General features: G+C 62.2%; 15 protein-coding genes. 7 read left to right on the forward strand and 8 right to left on the reverse strand.

Translation table 11 applies throughout. From position 1 onward, the window contains the following. Positions 1–22: 22 nt before the first annotated feature. Positions 23–1,462 carry a dihydropyrimidinase gene (gene hydA, locus KVG91_RS19935; RefSeq protein ID WP_169378346.1) on the reverse strand — a complete coding sequence of 480 codons (1,440 nt, stop codon included), beginning with the start codon at positions 1,460–1,462 and terminating at the stop codon, positions 23–25. A 590-nt stretch (positions 1,463–2,052) separates the two neighbouring features. On the opposite strand from hydA, the gene KVG91_RS19940 reads away from it, so the two are divergent. The 3 genes from KVG91_RS19940 (at position 2,053) to KVG91_RS19950 (ending at position 5,935) form a co-directional block, all read left to right on the forward strand. Next, complete coding sequence (locus tag KVG91_RS19940) at positions 2,053–3,540, forward strand: NCS1 family nucleobase:cation symporter-1 (RefSeq protein ID WP_169378347.1); 1,488 nt, start codon at positions 2,053–2,055, stop codon at positions 3,538–3,540. 143 nt (positions 3,541–3,683) lie between these two features. Continuing rightward, the gene (locus tag KVG91_RS19945; protein WP_169378348.1) at positions 3,684–4,967 is read left to right on the forward strand and encodes a Zn-dependent hydrolase; all 1,284 of its coding nucleotides are present in this window, start codon (positions 3,684–3,686) and stop codon (positions 4,965–4,967) included. Between the two features lie 74 nt (positions 4,968–5,041). Further along, positions 5,042–5,935, forward strand: a complete 894-nt coding sequence (locus tag KVG91_RS19950; RefSeq protein ID WP_169378349.1) for a GNAT family acetyltransferase — start codon at positions 5,042–5,044, stop codon at positions 5,933–5,935. Positions 5,936–6,015: 80 nt separating this feature from the next. On the opposite strand, the gene KVG91_RS19955 is transcribed toward KVG91_RS19950, so the two are convergent. From KVG91_RS19955 to KVG91_RS19975, 5 genes are all read right to left on the reverse strand, one after another. Beyond that, positions 6,016–7,035, reverse strand: coding sequence for a branched-chain amino acid aminotransferase (locus KVG91_RS19955; protein WP_169378350.1), 1,020 nt, complete (start codon positions 7,033–7,035; stop codon positions 6,016–6,018). Positions 7,036–7,226: 191 nt separating this feature from the next. Next, on the reverse strand, positions 7,227–8,606 hold the full coding sequence (gene lpdA, locus KVG91_RS19960) for a dihydrolipoyl dehydrogenase (RefSeq protein WP_169378351.1): 1,380 nt from the start codon (positions 8,604–8,606) through the stop codon (positions 7,227–7,229). Between the two features lie 3 nt (positions 8,607–8,609). Beyond that, positions 8,610–9,863, reverse strand: a complete 1,254-nt coding sequence (locus tag KVG91_RS19965) for a dihydrolipoamide acetyltransferase family protein (protein ID WP_169378352.1) — start codon at positions 9,861–9,863, stop codon at positions 8,610–8,612. After that, positions 9,864–10,922 (reverse strand): alpha-ketoacid dehydrogenase subunit beta, encoded by a 1,059-nt coding sequence (locus KVG91_RS19970; protein ID WP_169378353.1) that lies wholly within the window; start codon positions 10,920–10,922, stop codon positions 9,864–9,866. Position 10,923: 1 nt separating this feature from the next. After that, entirely contained in the window at positions 10,924–12,159 is a 1,236-nt protein-coding gene (locus tag KVG91_RS19975) for a 3-methyl-2-oxobutanoate dehydrogenase (2-methylpropanoyl-transferring) subunit alpha (protein ID WP_169378354.1), read from the reverse strand. Positions 12,160–12,354: 195 nt separating this feature from the next. Here KVG91_RS19975 and bkdR point away from each other — a divergent pair, with 195 nt between their 5' ends. Beyond that, positions 12,355–12,843 carry a Bkd operon transcriptional regulator BkdR gene (bkdR, locus tag KVG91_RS19980; protein ID WP_076955126.1) on the forward strand — a complete coding sequence of 163 codons (489 nt, stop codon included), beginning with the start codon at positions 12,355–12,357 and terminating at the stop codon, positions 12,841–12,843. 333 nt (positions 12,844–13,176) lie between these two features. Here the strand turns inward: bkdR and KVG91_RS19985 are convergent, their stop codons facing one another. Then, positions 13,177–14,040 (reverse strand): MBL fold metallo-hydrolase, encoded by an 864-nt coding sequence (locus KVG91_RS19985; protein WP_169376015.1) that lies wholly within the window; start codon positions 14,038–14,040, stop codon positions 13,177–13,179. Positions 14,041–14,208: 168 nt separating this feature from the next. Here KVG91_RS19985 and KVG91_RS19990 point away from each other — a divergent pair, with 168 nt between their 5' ends. Then, a complete protein-coding gene (locus KVG91_RS19990) occupies positions 14,209–15,453 on the forward strand; it encodes an NAD(P)/FAD-dependent oxidoreductase (RefSeq protein WP_169376014.1) in 1,245 nt (414 codons plus the stop codon). Next, entirely contained in the window at positions 15,454–16,260 is an 807-nt protein-coding gene (locus KVG91_RS19995) for a sulfite exporter TauE/SafE family protein (RefSeq protein WP_169376013.1), read from the forward strand. Between the two features lie 102 nt (positions 16,261–16,362). Here KVG91_RS19995 and KVG91_RS20000 read toward each other — a convergent pair whose 3' ends face one another. Next, positions 16,363–17,010: a YceH family protein gene (locus KVG91_RS20000; RefSeq protein WP_169378963.1), complete on the reverse strand. Its 648-nt coding sequence runs from the start codon at positions 17,008–17,010 to the stop codon at positions 16,363–16,365. A 116-nt stretch (positions 17,011–17,126) separates the two neighbouring features. Here KVG91_RS20000 and KVG91_RS20005 point away from each other — a divergent pair, with 116 nt between their 5' ends. Beyond that, a complete protein-coding gene (locus KVG91_RS20005) occupies positions 17,127–17,636 on the forward strand; it encodes a DUF1993 domain-containing protein (protein ID WP_169378962.1) in 510 nt (169 codons plus the stop codon). Positions 17,637–17,667: the final 31 nt, after the last annotated feature.

The following is a 17,667-nucleotide window of genomic DNA, read 5'->3' on the forward strand; positions in this document are numbered from 1 at the left end:
CGCGATAGGCCGCAGGCCGCTTTCAGCGTTTCACAGCAACCGGCCTGGAACGCTCCGCCCGCTTGCTCAACTGCTCGAACACCGCCGGATACGCCGGCCGTCCCACATACCGCCCGGCGCCACGCTCCGCGCGCAGGTCGCCATCGGCCCACACCAGCTTGCCCTGGCTGATGGTATGGCTCGGCACGCCGCGCACGGTCTTGCCTTCGAAGATGTTGAAGTCGACCTGCTGATGGTGAGTCTTGGCGGAAATGGTCCGCGTACCCTGCGGATCCCACAGCACCAGGTCGGCATCGGCGCCCACGCGGATCGCGCCTTTGCGCGGGTAGAGGTTGAAGATCTTCGCGGTATTGGTGGAGGTGAGCGCGACGAATTCCTGCATCGACAGGCGCCCGCTGTTGACCCCTTCATCCCACAGCAGGGCCATGCGGTCTTCGATACCGGCGGTGCCATTGGGGATCTTGCTGAAGTCGTCACGGCCGGCGGCCTTTTGTTCGGCGCAGAAGCAGCAATGGTCGGTCGCGGTGGTGTGCAGGTTGCCCGATTGCAAGCCACGCCACAGCGCTTCCTGATGCCCCCGCGGGCGAAACGGCGGGCTCATCACGTAGCCGGCGGCGGTCTGCCAGTCCGGGTGCTGATAGACGCTGTCGTCCAGCAGCAAATGGCCGGCGAGGACTTCGCCATACACCGGCTGGCCCTTGCTGCGCGCGTAGGTGATTTCATCCAGCGCTTCCTGGGTGGATACATGCACCAGGTACAGCGGCGTCCCGATGGTCTCGGCGATACGAATGGCGCGGCTGGCCGCTTCACCTTCGACCTGGGACGGCCGCGACAGCGGGTGCGCTTCCGGCCCGGTGATGCCCTGGGCCATCAGCTTGCGTTGCAGGTGGTACACCAGCTCGCCGTTCTCTGCGTGCACGGTGGGCACGGCGCCCAGTTCCAGGCAGCGTTCGAAGCTGGCGACCAACGTGTCGTCCGCCGCCATGATCGCGTTCTTGTAGGCCATGAAGTGCTTGAAGCTGTTGATGCCGTGGTGGCTGACCAGTTCGGCCATTTCTTCGCGCACCTGCTCGCTCCACCAGGTGATCGCCACGTGAAAGCCGTAGTCGGCGGCGGACTTTTGCGCCCAGCCGCGCCATTGGTGAAAGGCTTCCATCAAGGATTGCTGGGGGTTGGGGATCACAAAGTCGATGATCGACGTGGTGCCGCCCGCAAGGCCCGCCGCGGTGCCGCTGAAAAAGTCTTCACTGGCCACGGTGCCCATGAAGGGCAGTTGCATATGGGTATGGGGGTCGATACCGCCGGGCATCAAGTATTGGCCGCTGCCATCGAGCACTTCAGTGCCGGCGGGGACATCCAGGTTCGTGCCAATGGCTTGAATGAGGCCACCTGCGCATAAAACATCGGCGCGGTAACTTTCATCATGGGTAACAACGGTGGCGCCACGGATCAACAGCGACATGTCGAGTTCCTCACAGGCTTGACCGGCTTGTGCCAGTTCTAAGTGTTGTAATGCTGTTTGCCGATGCTCGGTTAATTCCTGTCATCGGTGACAGGAATAGAAACTAGCCCGAGTTTTTCAATTGGGCAAGCCTATTTTTTATAAGCTTATATCCAAGTTAAATAATTGATTTAAAACGATAAAAATTACAAATCACCAAAATGTTGCGCCTGCTCACCATTTTGACGCACTTGACAGGTTCTTCAATTGAGCAATATTTCTTATTGCAAATCAGACGGTTGGGAGATGCCCCTTGACGGCACCGGTAAATAAAAATAATTGTGTTGCACCAGATTGAGTCCCGAATGTTCGGGCAACTTGCGCATTCTCCAGCCTGAGGCGTGCGACAAGTACCGAAGGGCCAGTCGGAAAGCTGATAAACATCAGCGAGTTATATAAGCGGTGCGGGTTCAAGGTGGGTGTTCGGCACGGAAATTGAGTGCAGTGGCGACTGGCCGGGCCCGTGATGTCATGTTGTTTACGAGGTACTCCGGCCATCCGGCGCAACGCGTTGGATGAGCAAAAATAATTCGAAAAACCGTGGAGCGGCCATGCAACAGAACAGATCGCAAGTCATTGAACGCAACGGCCTGTACGAACTCGACGCCGGCCCTGACGTCTTGGACAGCCCTCGCTACAACCACGACATGGCACCGACCAAGGTGCATGAACGTACCTGGAACAAATGGCACATCACCGCCTTGTGGGTCGGCATGTCGATCTGCGTACCCACCTATACCTTGGGCGGGGTGCTCACCGCGTATTTCGGGTTGTCGGTGGGTGAAGCGCTGATGGCGATCCTGTTGGCCAACATCGTGGTGCTGATCCCGCTGACCCTCAACGCCTTTCCCGGTACCAAGTACGGCATACCGTTTCCGGTGCTGTTGCGCTCCTCGTTCGGCATCCTCGGGTCCAACGTGCCGTGCCTGATCCGGGCGCTGGTGGCGTGCGGCTGGTTTGGTATCCAGACGATGTTCGGCGGGTTGGCGATTCACTTGTTCCTGGGCTCGATTTTCGAGGGCTGGAAGTCCCTCGGCGGTACCGGCGAAGTGATTGGTTTCATGGTGTTCTGGTGCCTGAATTTATGGGTGGTGCTGCGCGGCGCCGAATCGATCAAGCGTCTGGAAACCCTGTCGGCCCCATTGCTGGTGGCGGTGGGCATCGGCCTGCTGGTGTGGGCGATGCCGAACGTGTCCCTCAGCGAATTGATGGCGATCCCGCCCAAGCGCCCCGAAGGCGCGAGCCTCACCGGTTACTTCATGGCCGGCCTGACGGCGATGGTGGGGTTCTGGGCCACCTTGTCGCTGAACATTCCCGACTTCAGCCGCTACGCCAAGAGCCAGAAGGACCAGATCCTCGGGCAGATTTTCGGCCTGCCGCTGACCATGTTCCTGTTCGCCGCGCTGGGTGTGATCATGACCGCCGCGTCGGTAAAGCTGTTGGGGGTCAGCGTGTCCGACCCGGTGACCCTGATCGGCCATATCCAGAGCCCGGTGTGGGTGGCCGTGGCGATGGCGCTGATCATCGTCGCAACCTTGTCCACCAACACCGCTGCAAATATTGTCTCGCCCACCAACGACTTTCAGAACATTGCGCCCAAGCTGATCAACCGCACCACGGCGGTGATCCTGACCGGCCTGGTCGGGCTGGTGCTGATGGGCCATGAGCTGCTGAAAAAACTCGGCCTGATCGTTTCCGATGTGAGTCTGGAAACGGTGTATTCCAACTGGTTGCTCGGCTATTCCAGCCTGCTCGGCCCGATCGCCGGGATCATGGTGGTGGACTATTTCATCACCCGCAAACAGCAACTGGACCTCGCCGGCCTGTACCGCGACGACGTGTACCCGGCGTGGAATTGGAGTGGTTTTATCGCCTTTGGCGTGCCGGTGGTACTGACCTTGCTGTCCCTGGGCAGCGATGCGTTCAGCTGGTTCTACAGCTACGGCTGGTTTACCGGTTCGGCGTTGGGCGGGGTGTTGTATTACGGCCTGAATGCCAAGCGTGGGGTCAGCCCCGTCGCCGTTAAATCCCCTTTGTAAACACGGCCTATGTGGGAGCTGGCTTGCCTGCGATAGCGGACTGTCAGTTGATGCTGTATTGCCTGATACACCGCCATCGCAGGCAAGCCAGCTCCCACAGGTGACCGAGTCAATTCATAAAAATGAAGCCTGAGGAGGCCCCCATGAACGCTGCCCTCGACGTTCTGCAATCCACCCATCAGCACATCAACCGCGACCGCCTGTGGCAGTCGCTGATGGACCTGGCCAAACTCGGCGCCACCCCAAAAGGCGGTGTGTGTCGCCTGGCCCTCACCGACCTGGACCGCAAGGCCCGCGATCTGTTTGTGCAGTGGTGCGAAGAGGCCGGTTGCAGCGTGACCGTCGATGGCATCGGCAACATTTTCGCCCGTCGCCCGGGGCGCAACCCCGACCTGCCGCCGGTGATGACGGGCAGCCATATCGACACCCAGCCTACCGGCGGCAAATTCGACGGTTGCTTCGGTGTGCTGGCGGGCGTGGAAGTATTGCGCACCCTCAATGACCTCAAGCTGGAAACCGAGGCGCCGCTGGAAGTGGTGGTATGGACCAACGAAGAGGGCTCGCGCTTTCCGCCATGCATGATGGGCTCGGGCGTGTTTGCCGAGAAGTTCACCCTGGCCGATACCCTGGCCAAGGTGGATGTGGACGGCGTCAGCGTGGGCGATGCGCTGAACGCAATTGGCTACGCGGGTTCGCGCCCGGTCAGCGGGCACAAGGTGGGCGCCTATTTCGAGGCGCATATCGAACAGGGGCCGATTCTGGAAGACGAGAAAAAAACCATCGGCGTGGTGCTCGGCGCCCTGGGGCAGAAGTGGTTCGACCTGACACTGCGCGGCGTGGAAGCGCACGCGGGGCCGACGCCGATGCACTTGCGCAAGGACGCCTTGGTCGGCGCCGCCGCCGTGGTAGCGGCGGTCAACGCAGCGGCGCTCGGGCACCAGCCCCATGCGTGCGGCACCGTCGGTTGCCTGCAGGCGTACCCCGGTTCGCGCAACGTCATTCCGGGGGAAGTGCGCATGACCCTGGACTTTCGTCACCTGGAACCGGCGCGGCTGGACGCGATGATTGCCCAGGTGCGCACGGTGATTGACGCGACCTGCGCCAAGCACGGCTTGAGTTTCGACATGCAGCCCACGGCGGATTTTCCACCGCTGTACTTCGACAAAGGCTGCGTGGACGCCGTGCGCGATGCCGCCAATGGGCTGGGCTTGTCGAACATGGACATCGTCAGCGGCGCAGGGCATGACGCCATATTCGTCGCCGAGCTGGGCCCGGCCGGCATGATTTTCGTGCCCTGTGAGGGCGGCATCAGCCATAACGAAATCGAGAACGCCGCACCGGACGACCTGGCGGCGGGCTGTGCGGTGTTGTTAAGGGCGATGGTGGCCGCTTCGGCGGCGATTGCCAGCGGTAAACAGGCTGCCTGAATGGGCGGGCAGGCAGGCCAGCGCCCACCTTGGTATTCTGGCGTTTGCCAAACCGTCGTCAGCCAGGAGCAGTCATGTCCACCGTCGTTCGTCTTGCCCAACCCGCCGATGCCGAGGGGATCAGCCAGGTCATCCTGGCGGCCTTGCACAGCAGCAATGCACGGGATTATCCGGCGGATGTAATTGCTCGGGTCGCGCGCAGCTTTACGCCGGATGCGGTGCTGGATTTGCTCAAGCGCCGCGTGGTGCTGGTGGCGGTTCAGGATCAGGTGATCGTCGCCACGGCGGCCCTCGACGCGAATGTGGTGCGCTCGGTGTTCGTCAATCCCGCCTTGCAAGGGCAGGGTATCGGCCGCTTGTTGATGATCGAGATCGAATTGCGCGCCCGTGAGGCCGGGGTGACGGTGCTGAGCGTGCCGTCGTCGCTGACCGCCGAGCCGTTCTATACCAGGCTGGGGTTCCAGACCGTGCGCGATGTCTACCATGGCAACGAGCGTACCTTGGTGATGGAGAAGGCGCTGTTGTCCCGGCATCCCATCGGGCTCTATCGCGACCGGCAGCACCGGGCGCAGGTGATTGAATTGTGGCAGCAGGCGTTTGGCTATGACACCGCGCATAACCTGCCGAGCCTGGCGATCGATAAGAAGCTGGCGGTCAATGATGGGTTGTTCTTTGTCGCGACGGATAAAAAGACCGTGGTCGGCACTATTCTCGCCGGGTACGACGGGCATCGGGGCTGGCTGTATTCGGTGGCGGTGCACGCAGGCTATCGGCGCCATGGCCTCGGCTCGTCGCTGGTGCGGCATGCGGAACAGGCATTGACCGCGCTGGGCTGCATGAAGATCAACCTGCAGATCACCGGTGGCAATGAGGCGGTGGTGGGGTTCTATGAGGCGTTGGGGTATGGGGTGGAGCCGAGGGTCAGTATGGGCAAGAAGATTGCGGTGAATATTCCTGCTCAATCCTAAAAAAACCGGAGCTTAAATGTGGGAGCGAGCAAGTCGAATCGTCGCACCGCCGCTCCCACATTGGTAATGCGTTGCAACTGTTAGACCTTGACGATCCAACCCGCTGGCGCTTCAACATCACCGGTCTGCACACCGGTCAACTCTTTATAGAGCTTCTGGGTGATCGGGCCGACTTCGGTCTCGCTGTGGAACACATGCAGCTTGCCGTTGTACTGGATGCCGCCGATTGGCGAAATCACGGCCGCGGTACCGCAGGCGCCGGCTTCCTTGAACTGGTCCAGCTTGTCGATGAACACCTCGCCCTCGACCACGTCCAGGCCCAGGCGGCTCTTGGCCAGTTCGATCAGTGACAGGCGGGTGATGCCTGGCAGTACCGACGGCGACTTCGGCGTGATGAACTGATTGTCGTGGGTGATCCCGAAGAAGTTGGCCGAGCCGACTTCTTCGATTTTGGAGTGGGTCATCGGGTCCAGGTAGATCGCGTCGGCGAAACCGGATTTCTTCGCTTCCGAACCGGGCATCAGGCTGGCGGCGTAGTTGCCACCGACCTTGGCGGCGCCGGTGCCCTGTGGCGCGGCGCGGTCAAAGGTGGAGATCTGGAAGTTGTGGGGCACCAGGCCGCCTTTGAAGTAGGCGCCGACCGGGATGCAGAACACCGAGAAGATGAACTCCGGTGCGGTGCGCACGCCGATGTTGTCACCGGTGCCGATCACGAACGGGCGCAGGTACAGCGCGCCGCCGCTGCCATACGGCGGGATGAAGTGTTCGTTGGCCTTGACCACTTGTTTGCAGGCGTCGATGAAGTCTTCGGTCGACACGTGCGGCATCAGCAGGCGGGCGCAGCTGCGTTGCATGCGGGCGGCGTTCTGGTCCGGACGGAACAGGTTGATCGAGCCGTCCTTGCAGCGGTAAGCCTTGAGGCCTTCAAAGCATTGCTGGCCATAATGCAGGGCGGTGGAGCCCTCGCTGATGTGCAGCACGTTGTCGTCGGTCAGGGTGCCTGCTTGCCACACGCCGTCTTTCCAGACCTGGAGAAACCGCTTGTCGGTCTTGATGTAGTCAAAACCCAGCTTGTCCCAATTGATGCTTTCGTTACCCATGACACCCTCTATCTCTGGTCAAGTCGGTTTTTTACTGAATGGGCACCACAATACTGCATTCGCGGGGCCATTCGCATCCCCTGTAGGAGCGAGCTTGCTCGCGAAGCACTCATAGGCACCGCGTTCATCCAGAATGTACGCGTTATCGTTGACGTTTTTCGCGAGCAAGCTCGCTCCTACAGGGGTGTTGGTTACAGGTGTAAGGCGTGACCCAATGCCCGCAGCGCGGCTTCCTGCACCGCTTCGCCGAGGGTCGGATGGGCATGGATGGTGCCGGCCACGTCTTCCAGGCGCGAGCCCATTTCCAGGCTCAGGCCAAAGGCGGTGGACAGCTCCGAGACGCCGGCGCCCACGGCTTGCCAGCCGACGATCAGGTGGTTGTCACGGCGGGCCACCACCCGTACGAAGCCGGTTTTCGACTCCAGCGTCATGGCCCGGCCATTGGCAGCGAACGGGAAGCTCGACACGTTGCAGTCCAGGCCGGCGGCCTTGGCCTCATCGGGCGTCTTGCCGACCACCACCAGTTCCGGGTCGGTGAAGCACACCGCCGGGATCGCCGCCGGGTTGAATTCGCGGGATTGACCGCTGATCAGTTCGGCGACCATTTCGCCCTGGGCCATCGCGCGGTGGGCCAGCATCGGCTCGCCGCTCAGGTCGCCGATCGCCCACACATTGCGCATGCTGGTTTGGCAACGGTTGTCGATCTTGATCGCCGCGCCGTTCATGTCCAGGTTTAACGCTTCGAGGTTCCAGCCCTGGGTATTGGGTTTGCGGCCCACGGCCACCAGTACCTGCTCGGTTTCCAGGGACAGGGTGTCGCCATTCGGATCGCGCACCTGCAGGCAGTTGTCGGCGAAACCGGTAACGCTGTGCTGCAGGTACAGTTTCACCCCCAGTTGCTTGAGGGATTCGTTCACCGGTTGCGTCAGCTCGGCGTCGTAGGCCGGCAGGATGCGATCCTGCGCTTCCACCACACTGACCTCGGCGCCGAGCTTGCGATAAGCAATGCCCAGCTCCAGGCCGATATAGCCACCGCCAACCACGATCAGCCGCTTGGGCACCCGCGTCGGCGCCAGGGCTTCGGTAGACGAAATGATCGGCCCGCCAATCGGCAGCATCGGCAGGTTGACGCTCTTCGAGCCGGTGGCCAGCAGCAGGTGTTCGCACTGGATGCGCTGGTCGCCGACCACCACCGTCTTGCCGTCCACCACCTTGGCCCAGCCGTGGACCACCTGCACCTTGTGTTTCTTCAGCAGCGCAGCGACGCCGGTGGTCAGGCGGTCGACGATGCCATCTTTCCATTCCACGCTTTTGCGGATGTCCAGGGTTGGCACGTCCACTTCAATGCCCAGGGGCGAGCCCTGGCTGTGGTGAACGGTTTGCTGGAATTGCTCGGCCACATGGATCAAGGCCTTGGACGGAATACAACCGATATTCAGGCAGGTGCCCCCCAGCGCCTGGCCTTCCACCAGCACGGTCGGGATACCCAGTTGGCCGGCGCGGATGGCTGCCACGTAGCCGCCAGGGCCGCCGCCGATAATCAGCAGCGTGGTATTCAAAGTCTGAGACATGCCTTACTCCAGGAACAGGCTGGCGGGTTGTTCGAGCAGGCCGCGAATGGCCTGGATGAATTGCGCCGCGTCCATGCCATCGACCACACGGTGATCAAACGAGCTGGAAAGGTTCATCATCTTGCGCACCACGATCTGGCCCTTGACCACCATCGGCCGTTCGACGATGCGGTTGACGCCAACGATGGCCACTTCCGGCAGGTTCAGCACCGGCGTGCTGACGATGCCGCCCAAGGCGCCCAGGCTGGTCAGGGTGATGGTCGAGCCCGACAGCTCATCGCGGCTGGCCTTGCCGTTGCGCGCAGCGGTGGCCAGGCGTGCGATTTCCTCGGCATTGCCCCACAGGCTGCGCGCTTCGGCGTGACGCACCACCGGCACCATCAGGCCCATGTCGCTCTGGGTGGCGACGCCCACATGCACCGCGCCGAGGCGGGTGATGACCTGGGCTTCGTCGTCGTAACGCGCGTTGATCTGTGGAAAGTCGCGCAACGCCACCACCATGGCCCGCACGATGAACGGCAGCAAGGTCAGCTTGCCGCGCGTCGCGCCGTGTTTCTCGTTGAGGTGCACGCGCAGATCGTCGAGGGCGGTGACATCGATCTCTTCCACATAGCTGAAGTGCGCGGCGCGGCGGGTGGCGTCCTGCATGCGCTGGGCGATCTTGCGGCGCATGCCGATCACCGGGATCTGCTCTTCGTCGTTGCGTTCGGCGTAGGGGTTGGCCGCTGCAGATGCTTTGGCCGGCCCCTGGCGCAGGAAAGCCTCCAGGTCTTCGTGCAGAATCCGCCCGGCCGGACCGGTGCCCTGGACCAGGCGCAGTTGAATCCCGGCGTCCATGGCGTGCTTGCGCACGGCAGGCGAGGCCAAGGGGCGCTCGCCGGCTTCACGGGCCACGGGCGCCTGGGCGGTCACGGCCGGCGCGGGTTTGCTTTCAGCCGGCGCTGGCGTGCGTTCAACCACGGGCGTGGTTTTTACCGGCTGCGCAACGACAGGCGCGTCCTTGGCGTTGCCGGCACCTTCCACTTCGATGCTGATCAGGACACTGCCCACGGCCATGACTTCACCCGGCTCGCCGCCGAGGGAAATCACCTTGCCGTGCACCGGCGAGGGGATGTCCACCATCGCCTTGTCGGTCATCACATCCGCCAGCACCTGGTCTTCGACAACCAGGTCGCCGACCTTTACATGCCACTGCGACAGTTCCACTTCTGCGATGCCTTCGCCAATGTCCGGCATCTTGATAACGTGCGTGCCCATTCAGACCTCCATGACCCGTTTCAACGCCGCGCCCACGCGGGACGGCCCTGGGAAATACGCCCACTCCTGCGCGTGCGGGTAGGGAGTGTCCCAACCGGTGACGCGTTCGATCGGCGCTTCCAGGTGATGGAAGCAATGCTCCTGCACCAGCGACACCAACTCGGCGCCAAAGCCGCAGGTGCGCGTGGCTTCATGCACCACCACGCAGCGGCCGGTCTTTTTCACCGACTTGACGATGGTGTCCAGGTCCAGCGGCCACAGGCTGCGCAGGTCGATGACTTCGGCGTCAATGCCGGTTTCCTCGGCGGCCACTTGCGACACATACACGGTGGTGCCGTAGGTCAGTACGGTGACGGCCGAACCGGGGCGCACGATGGTGGCCACGTCCAGCGGCACGGTGTAATAGCCGTCCGGTACTTGCGCTTGCGGGTGTTTGGACCACGGGGTTACCGGGCGGTCGTGATGGCCGTCGAACGGGCCGTTGTACAGGCGTTTTGGCTCGAGAAAGATCACCGGGTCATCGTTTTCGATCGAGGCGATCAATAAGCCCTTGGCGTCATACGGGTTGGACGGCATCACCGTGCGCAGGCCGCAGACCTGGGTAAACACCGCTTCGATGCTCTGGCTATGGGTCTGGCCGCCATAGATACCGCCACCGCACGGCATGCGCATGGTCAGCGGTGCGGTGAACTGGCCGGCCGAGCGATAGCGCAGGCGCGCCGCTTCGGAGATGATCTGGTCGGTGGCGGGGTAGACGTAGTCGGCGAACTGGATCTCGGCCACCGGGCGCAGGCCGTAGGCACCCATGCCTACCGCGACGCCGACGATGCCGCTTTCGGAAATCGGTGCGTCAAACACCCGCGAGCTGCCGTACTTGGTCTGCAGGCCTTCGGTGCAACGGAACACGCCGCCGAAGTAACCGACGTCCTGGCCGAACACCACCACGTTGTCGTCACGCTCAAGCATCACATCCATGGCCGAGCGCAAGGCCTGAATCATGGTCATGGTGGTGGTGGTCATGGCGGTTTCCACTTCAATGCTGTTGTTGTGATCGTTCATGTCAGACCCCCAGCTCTTGACGCTGGCGCTTCAAGTGCTCCGGCATCTCTTTGTAGACGTCTTCGAACATGGTCGCGGCGCTCGGGATCTGGCCGCCGGCCAGGGTGCCGTACTGTTCGGCTTCTTTTTGTGCCGCAATGACTTCGGCTTCAAGTTCGGCACTGACCGCCGCGTGTTCCTCGTCGGACCACTGGCCAATCTTGATCAGGTGCTGCTTGAGGCGCGCAATCGGGTCGCCGAGCGGGAAGTGGCTCCAGTCGTCGGCGGGGCGGTATTTGGACGGATCATCCGAGGTGGAGTGCGGACCGGCGCGGTAGGTGACCCACTCGATCAGCGTTGGCCCCAGGTTGCGGCGCGCACGTTCGGCGGCCCACGCGGAGGCGGCGTACACCGCGATGAAATCGTTGCCGTCCACGCGCAGCGAGGCGATGCCGCAACCCACGCCGCGTCCGGCGAAGGTGGTGGCTTCACCGCCGGCAATCGCCTGGAAGGTGGAGATGGCCCACTGGTTGTTGACCACGTTGAGAATCACCGGGGCGCGGTACACGTGGGCGAAGGTGAGGGCGGTGTGGAAGTCGGATTCGGCGGTGGCGCCGTCGCCGATCCAGGCCGATGCGATCTTGGTATCGCCCTTGATCGCCGAGGCCATGCCCCAGCCCACGCCTTGTACGAATTGGGTAGCGAGGTTGCCGGAAATGGTGAAGAAACCGGCGTCTTTCACCGAGTACATGATCGGCAACTGGCGGCCCTTGAGCGGATCCCGCTCGTTGGACAGCAGTTGGCAGATCAGGTCCACCAGCGGCACTTCGCGGGCCATCAGGATACTTTGCTGGCGGTAGGTGGGAAAGCACATGTCGTCGATGTTCAAGGCCAGAGCCTGGGCGCTGCCGATGGCTTCTTCGCCAAGGCTCTGCATGTAGAACGACATTTTCTTCTGACGCTGGGCGACCACCATGCGGTTGTCGAAGATCCGCGTCTTGAGCATGGCGCGCATGCCTTTGCGCAGAATCTCGACCGGCACCCCTTCGGCCCACGGGCCGAGCGCCTGGCCCTGGTCGTCGAGCACACGGATCAGGCCCTTGGCCAGGTCGGCGGTGTCGGCAGGTTCTACGTCGATGGCGGGTTTGCGCACCAGGCCCGCGTCGGTCAGGCGCAGGTAGGTAAAGTCAGTCTTGCAGCCTGGACGGCCCGAGGGTTCAGGGACGTGCAGGCGCAGCGGTTCGTATTGCTGGTTCATGGCTTTCTACGCTCTATCTTGTGAATTTCTTGTAGTGGGCGCGCTAGCTGACAGTCAGCCTCCGGATAGGAGAAATCTTGTCCTACAACAATCATAGGCGGGGCGTAGAAGAATATTTATCTGTGTTTCGTTGCGCTCGCGATCATTTGCGGATAAAAAAACTGCATAAACATAATAAACAGGTGATTTTGTCTCATGCGCAAACTGGACCGTACCGATATCGGCATTCTCAACGCCCTGCAGGAGAACGCCCGCATCACCAACGCCGACCTGGCCCGTTCGGTCAACCTGTCGCCCACGCCGTGCTTCAACCGGGTCAAGGCAATGGAGGAGTTGGGGCTGATTCGCGAGCAGGTCACGCTGCTGGACGCCGATTTGCTGGGGCTGCATGTCAATGTGTTCATCCACGTGAGCCTGGAAAAGCAGAACGAACTGGCGTTGCAGCAGTTCGAAAGTGCGATCTCCGACCGCCCCGAAGTGATGGAGTGCTACTTGATGGCCGGCGACCCGGATTACCTGATTCGCGTGCTGGTGCCGACGATCCAGGCGCTGGAGCGCTTCATGATGGATTTTTTGACCAAGGTGCCCGGTGTTGCCAACATCCGTTCCAGCTTCGCCCTCAAGCAAGTGCGCTACAAGACTGCGTTGCCGTTGCCCGCCAATGGCATCAGCCTGGGCGCCTGATATTTATCTGAATCACCGCAGGCCAAATGTGGGAGCGGGCTTGCCTGCGATGGCGGTGGGCCAGTTGGCACATGTTTACCTGATTCACCGCTATCGCAGCATAGGTATCTACACATCTTTGTAGTGAGCGGGCTTGTCCCGCGCTGGGCTGCGAAGCAGCCCCAAACCAGGCGACCGGATTCTACCTGAAGCTCGGCGATGCCTTTATTGGGGCGGCTTCGCCACCCAGCGCGGGACAAGCCCGCTCACTACAGGGATACTTTTCAGTCGTTGAGAGTTGTGTAGATACCTATGGCTATCGCAGGCAAGCCAGCTCCCACAGGGATAAGCATTTCAAAGTTGGTTGAGCGGGATCTTCAGGTAGGTCACCCCATTATCTTCCGCGGGCGGCATGTTCCCCGCCCGCACATTCACCTGGATCGCCGGCAGCAATAACTTGGGCATCCCCAGCCCCGCATCGCGGGTCGTACGCATCTGCACAAACGCCGCTTCATCGATGCCGTCATGCACATGAATATTCCCCGCCCGCTGCTCAGCCACCGTTGTCCGGCACTTCGCCTCACGCCCCTTTGGCGGGTAGTCGTGGCACACATACAGCTCAGTTTCCAACGGATAAGCCAGCAACTTGCGCATCGACGCATACAACTGCCGCGCATCCCCACCCGGAAAATCACAGCGCGCCGTGCCCACATCCGGCATGAACAGCGTGTCGCCCACCAGGATCAAACGGTCGTCAATCAAATAGGCCATGTCCGCCGGCGTGTGCCCCGGTACATGCAGCGCCTGGGCCTTGATGCTGCCGATATGAAACACCTCATCCGGTGCAAACAAGTGATCGAACTGCGAGCCGTCCACGCGAAATTCCGGCTCCAGGTTGAACAGGTTCTTGAACACGTCCTGCACTTTGCTGATGGACTGGCCAATGGCGATCTTGCCGCCCAGGGTGCGCCGCAGGTAGGGCGCGGCGGACAGGTGATCGGCATGGGCGTGGGTTTCCAGCAGCCACTGCACCTGCAGCCGATGTTCGCGCACATAGGCGATTACCTGGTCGGCCTGGCGCGTGTCGGTGCGGCCCGACGCCGGGTCGTAATTGAGCACTGAGTCGACGATGGCGCAGGGGCCACCCTCGGCTTCGTGCAGCACGTAGGTGTAAGTCGACGACGCCTCGTCCAGAAAGGCTTGAATCAACGCGGGCATGGCGGCGGTCCTTGGTGGTGGATTGCGGCTTACATTCGAGATGTTTTCCACATAGGCTTGCGAGCTTAAGGGAAAAAAACGGTCCGAGGCAAAGGATCGACCCATAACGGGACGTGACGCCATACGGCAACGCCCCTTGTGTGCATTGACGATAAAAGGCGATAGACCATGACCGAACAACACTGGGGCCCAACCATCAGTGGCGATATCGTCGTCATCGGCGGCGGCTCGGCGGGCATCGGCCTGCTGGCCAGCCTGCTCAAGCGCGACCCGGGACTGCATATCACCCTGATCGAACCCAACGAACACCACTATTATCAACCCGCGTGGACCTTGGTGGGCGGCGGCGCCTATGACGTGAAAAAGACCCGCCGGCCGCTGGCTGACGTGCTGCCCAATGGCGTCACCTGGGTACAGGCCGCCGTCACCGAGGTGCTGCCGGACGAGCACACCCTAGTCCTCGACAGCGGCCAGCGGGTCAGTTGGCAAAATCTCATCGTTTGCCCAGGTCTGCGCCTGGCCTGGGAGAAGATTGAGGGGCTGCAAGACGCCCTTGGTCAAAACGGTGTCACCTCCAACTACAGCTACCAGCACGCCGCCTACACCTGGCAGTTGGTGCAGCAGCTCAAGGGCGGCAAGGCGATCTTCACGCAGCCGGCCATGCCGATCAAATGCGCGGGCGCGCCGCAAAAAGCCTTGTACCTGTCCTGCGATCATTGGCTCAAGCAAGGCGTTCTGAAAGACATTGACGTGGAGTTCAACCTGGCCGGCGCCGCGCTGTTCGGTGTGGCGACCTTCGTGCCGCCGTTGATGAAGTACGTGGAGAAATATAACGCGCGCCTGGCGTTCAATGCCAGCCTGGTGAAAGTCGACGGCCCGGCTCGCAAGGCCTGGTTTGAGGTGAAGGACGCCGAGGACAATGTCCGCGTCGAAGAAAAGTCCTTCGACCTGCTGCACGTGGTCCCACCGCAAGTGTCCCCGCATTTCATCCGCCAAAGCCCGCTGGCCGACGCGGCCGGCTGGTGCGAAGTGAACCCCCACAGCCTGCAACATGTGCGCTATCCACATATCTTCGGCCTGGGGGACGTGTGCGGCACTACCAACGCCAAGACCGCCGCTGCCGTGCGCAAGCAGATCGTGGTGGTTGCCGAAAACCTGCTGGCGCTGCGCAAGCAGGCACCGCTGCCGCTCAAGTACGACGGCTACGGTTCCTGCCCGTTGACGGTGGAGAAGGGCAAGGTGGTCCTGGCCGAATTCGGCTATGGCGGCAAGCTGCTGCCGACCTTTCCCCTGGACCCGACGCGGGCACGGCGCTCGATGTGGTTTCTTAAGGCCACTTTGCTGCCCTGGTTCTACTGGAACGGCATGCTCAAGGGCCGCGAGTGGCTGACCCGTCTGAGCAAGGTGGACTGAATGCTGCTGGCCGGTGTGTTGGGATTATTGATGGGGCTGGTCATGGGCCTGACCGGCGCGGGCGGCGGCATCCTCGGGGTGCCGGCGCTGGTGCTGGGTCTGGGCCTGAGCATGACCCAGGCCGCGCCGGTGTCGCTGCTCGCCGTTGGTGCGGCGGCGGCGGTGGGCGCGATCGACGGTTTGCGTCACGGTTTGGTGCGCTACCGTGCCGCGTTGCTGATCGCGCTGCTCGGCGCACTGTTTTCGCCGGTGGGGGTGTTCCTCGCCCACCAATTGCCGGAAGCCGTGCTGATGGGCCTGTTCAGCGCGTTGATGGTGCTGGTGGCCTGGCGCATGTTGCAGCGTGAAAAAAACCTGCCTGGGCCGAGTGACCATGGCACCGCGTCCTGGGCCCAGAAGAACTGCATGCTCGACCAGCAGACCGGGCGCTTCGCCTGGACCGCCAAATGCAGCGCGACCCTGGCGGCCCTCGGCGCGGTGACGGGCGCGGTGTCGGGCTTGCTCGGCGTGGGCGGTGGCTTCCTGATTGTGCCGGCGTTCAAGCAACTCACCGATGTGCAGATGCGCGGCATTGTCGCCACGTCCCTGATGGTGATCAGCCTGCTTTCGCTCATCGGCGTGGCCGGCGCGTTCCATGCCGGGGTGCGCATCGAGCCGCTGGGCTGGGTGTTTATCGGCGCAAGCGTCGTCGGCATGCTGGCCGGTCGACGCCTGTGTTCGGTGATCCCCGCGCGCGCTTTGCAGGTGGGGTTTGCCAGTTTGTGTGGGGTGGTAGCGGCTGGAATGCTATTTAACGCCTTGCGCTGAACCTGTGGCGAGCGGGCTGGATGTGGATGTGGCGAGCGGGCTTGTTGTGGCGAGCGGGCTCGCCACAACAAGCCCGCTCACCACACAGCCCCAGACCTGCCGTCAGGCCTGCTCCAGCTGGGCCAGCCGCTCTTCAAGCGCCGCAATCCGCGCTTCCAGTTCTTCGATGCGCTCTGCCGAAACACCGGCCCCGCGCTCGACGGGGCTGCCCCGCGCCGACAGGATCGCCTCGATATCGGCCGGATCCCCCAGCGCATGGGTATAACGATCTTCGCGCTGCCCCGCCTGACGCGGCACCAGCAACGCCAACCCTCGCGCAATCAGGCGCTCCAGCTGATGCACCACCTGTTCGGCATCCTCGAAGTCGTGCATGCGCCCGCTGCGCGTCAACAGTTCATTGACGGTCTGCGGGCCGCGCAAAAACAGCAGTCCCGTGAGGATCACCTGGGCCGGCACCAGTTCCAGCGCCTTGTCCACGCGATGCTCCCAGCGGTCGGCGCGGCTGCCCATCACCAAGCGGGTAAAGCCTTGGCCCTCCAACGCACGCAAGCTCTGGCCGACCTGGCCCTGGCTCAGGTTCATCACGGGCTCGCGACTGGTCTTCTGGTTGCAGGCCAGCACCAGGGCATTAAGGGTCAGGGGGTAGGTTTCCGGGTGGGTCGCCTGTTTTTCGATCAGGCAGCCCAGGACGCGGATTTCCGTGCTGTTCAGGCGCGGCTCAGGGGTGTCGGTGTCGTGCTCGGCGGTCATCGCGCTTTCCCTATGCAGTGAGCTGCTTAGCCTAAGCCGGAAAAAATAAAAGACAAGCGCTCGGCATGCCTATAATCGTCGCTGGTTCAAACCGTGCCATAAACCATGAGACTGCCATGACTATTTCCCTGTACGCCGCCTCCATCCCGGTCTTCAAGCAAATGCTCACCGCCCTGAGCGGCGTGTTGGCCAAGGCCGAAGCCCACGCCACCGCCAAAAACATCGAGCCGAACGCCTTGCTGCAGGCGCGCCTGTTCCCGGACATGTTCCAACTGGTGCGCCAGGTGCAGATCGCCGTCGACTTCGCCAAAGGCGTGTCCGCGCGCCTGGCCGAGATCGAAGTGCCGAAATATGAAGACACCGAAGTCACCTTTGCCGACCTGCAAGCGCTGATCGCCAAGGTCCTGGCGTTCGTCGACACCATCGCGCCTGAGCAGATCGACGGCAAGGAAGGCATCGAGATCATCACTCGCCCAGGCACGCCAAAAGAGAAGCGCTTCAGCGGCCAGTCCTACCTGCTGACCTACGGCCTGCCGCAGTTCTTCTTCCACGTCACCACCGCTTACGCCTTACTGCGTCACAACGGTGTGGAAGTGGGCAAGCGCGACTACATGGGCGCGTTCTAAACCCAGGCTTCACGAGGCAGTCTGGGGCCGT

Origin of the sequence: Pseudomonas azadiae, from assembly GCF_019145355.1 — a bacterium.
Lineage (GTDB): Bacteria > Pseudomonadota > Gammaproteobacteria > Pseudomonadales > Pseudomonadaceae > Aquipseudomonas > Aquipseudomonas azadiae.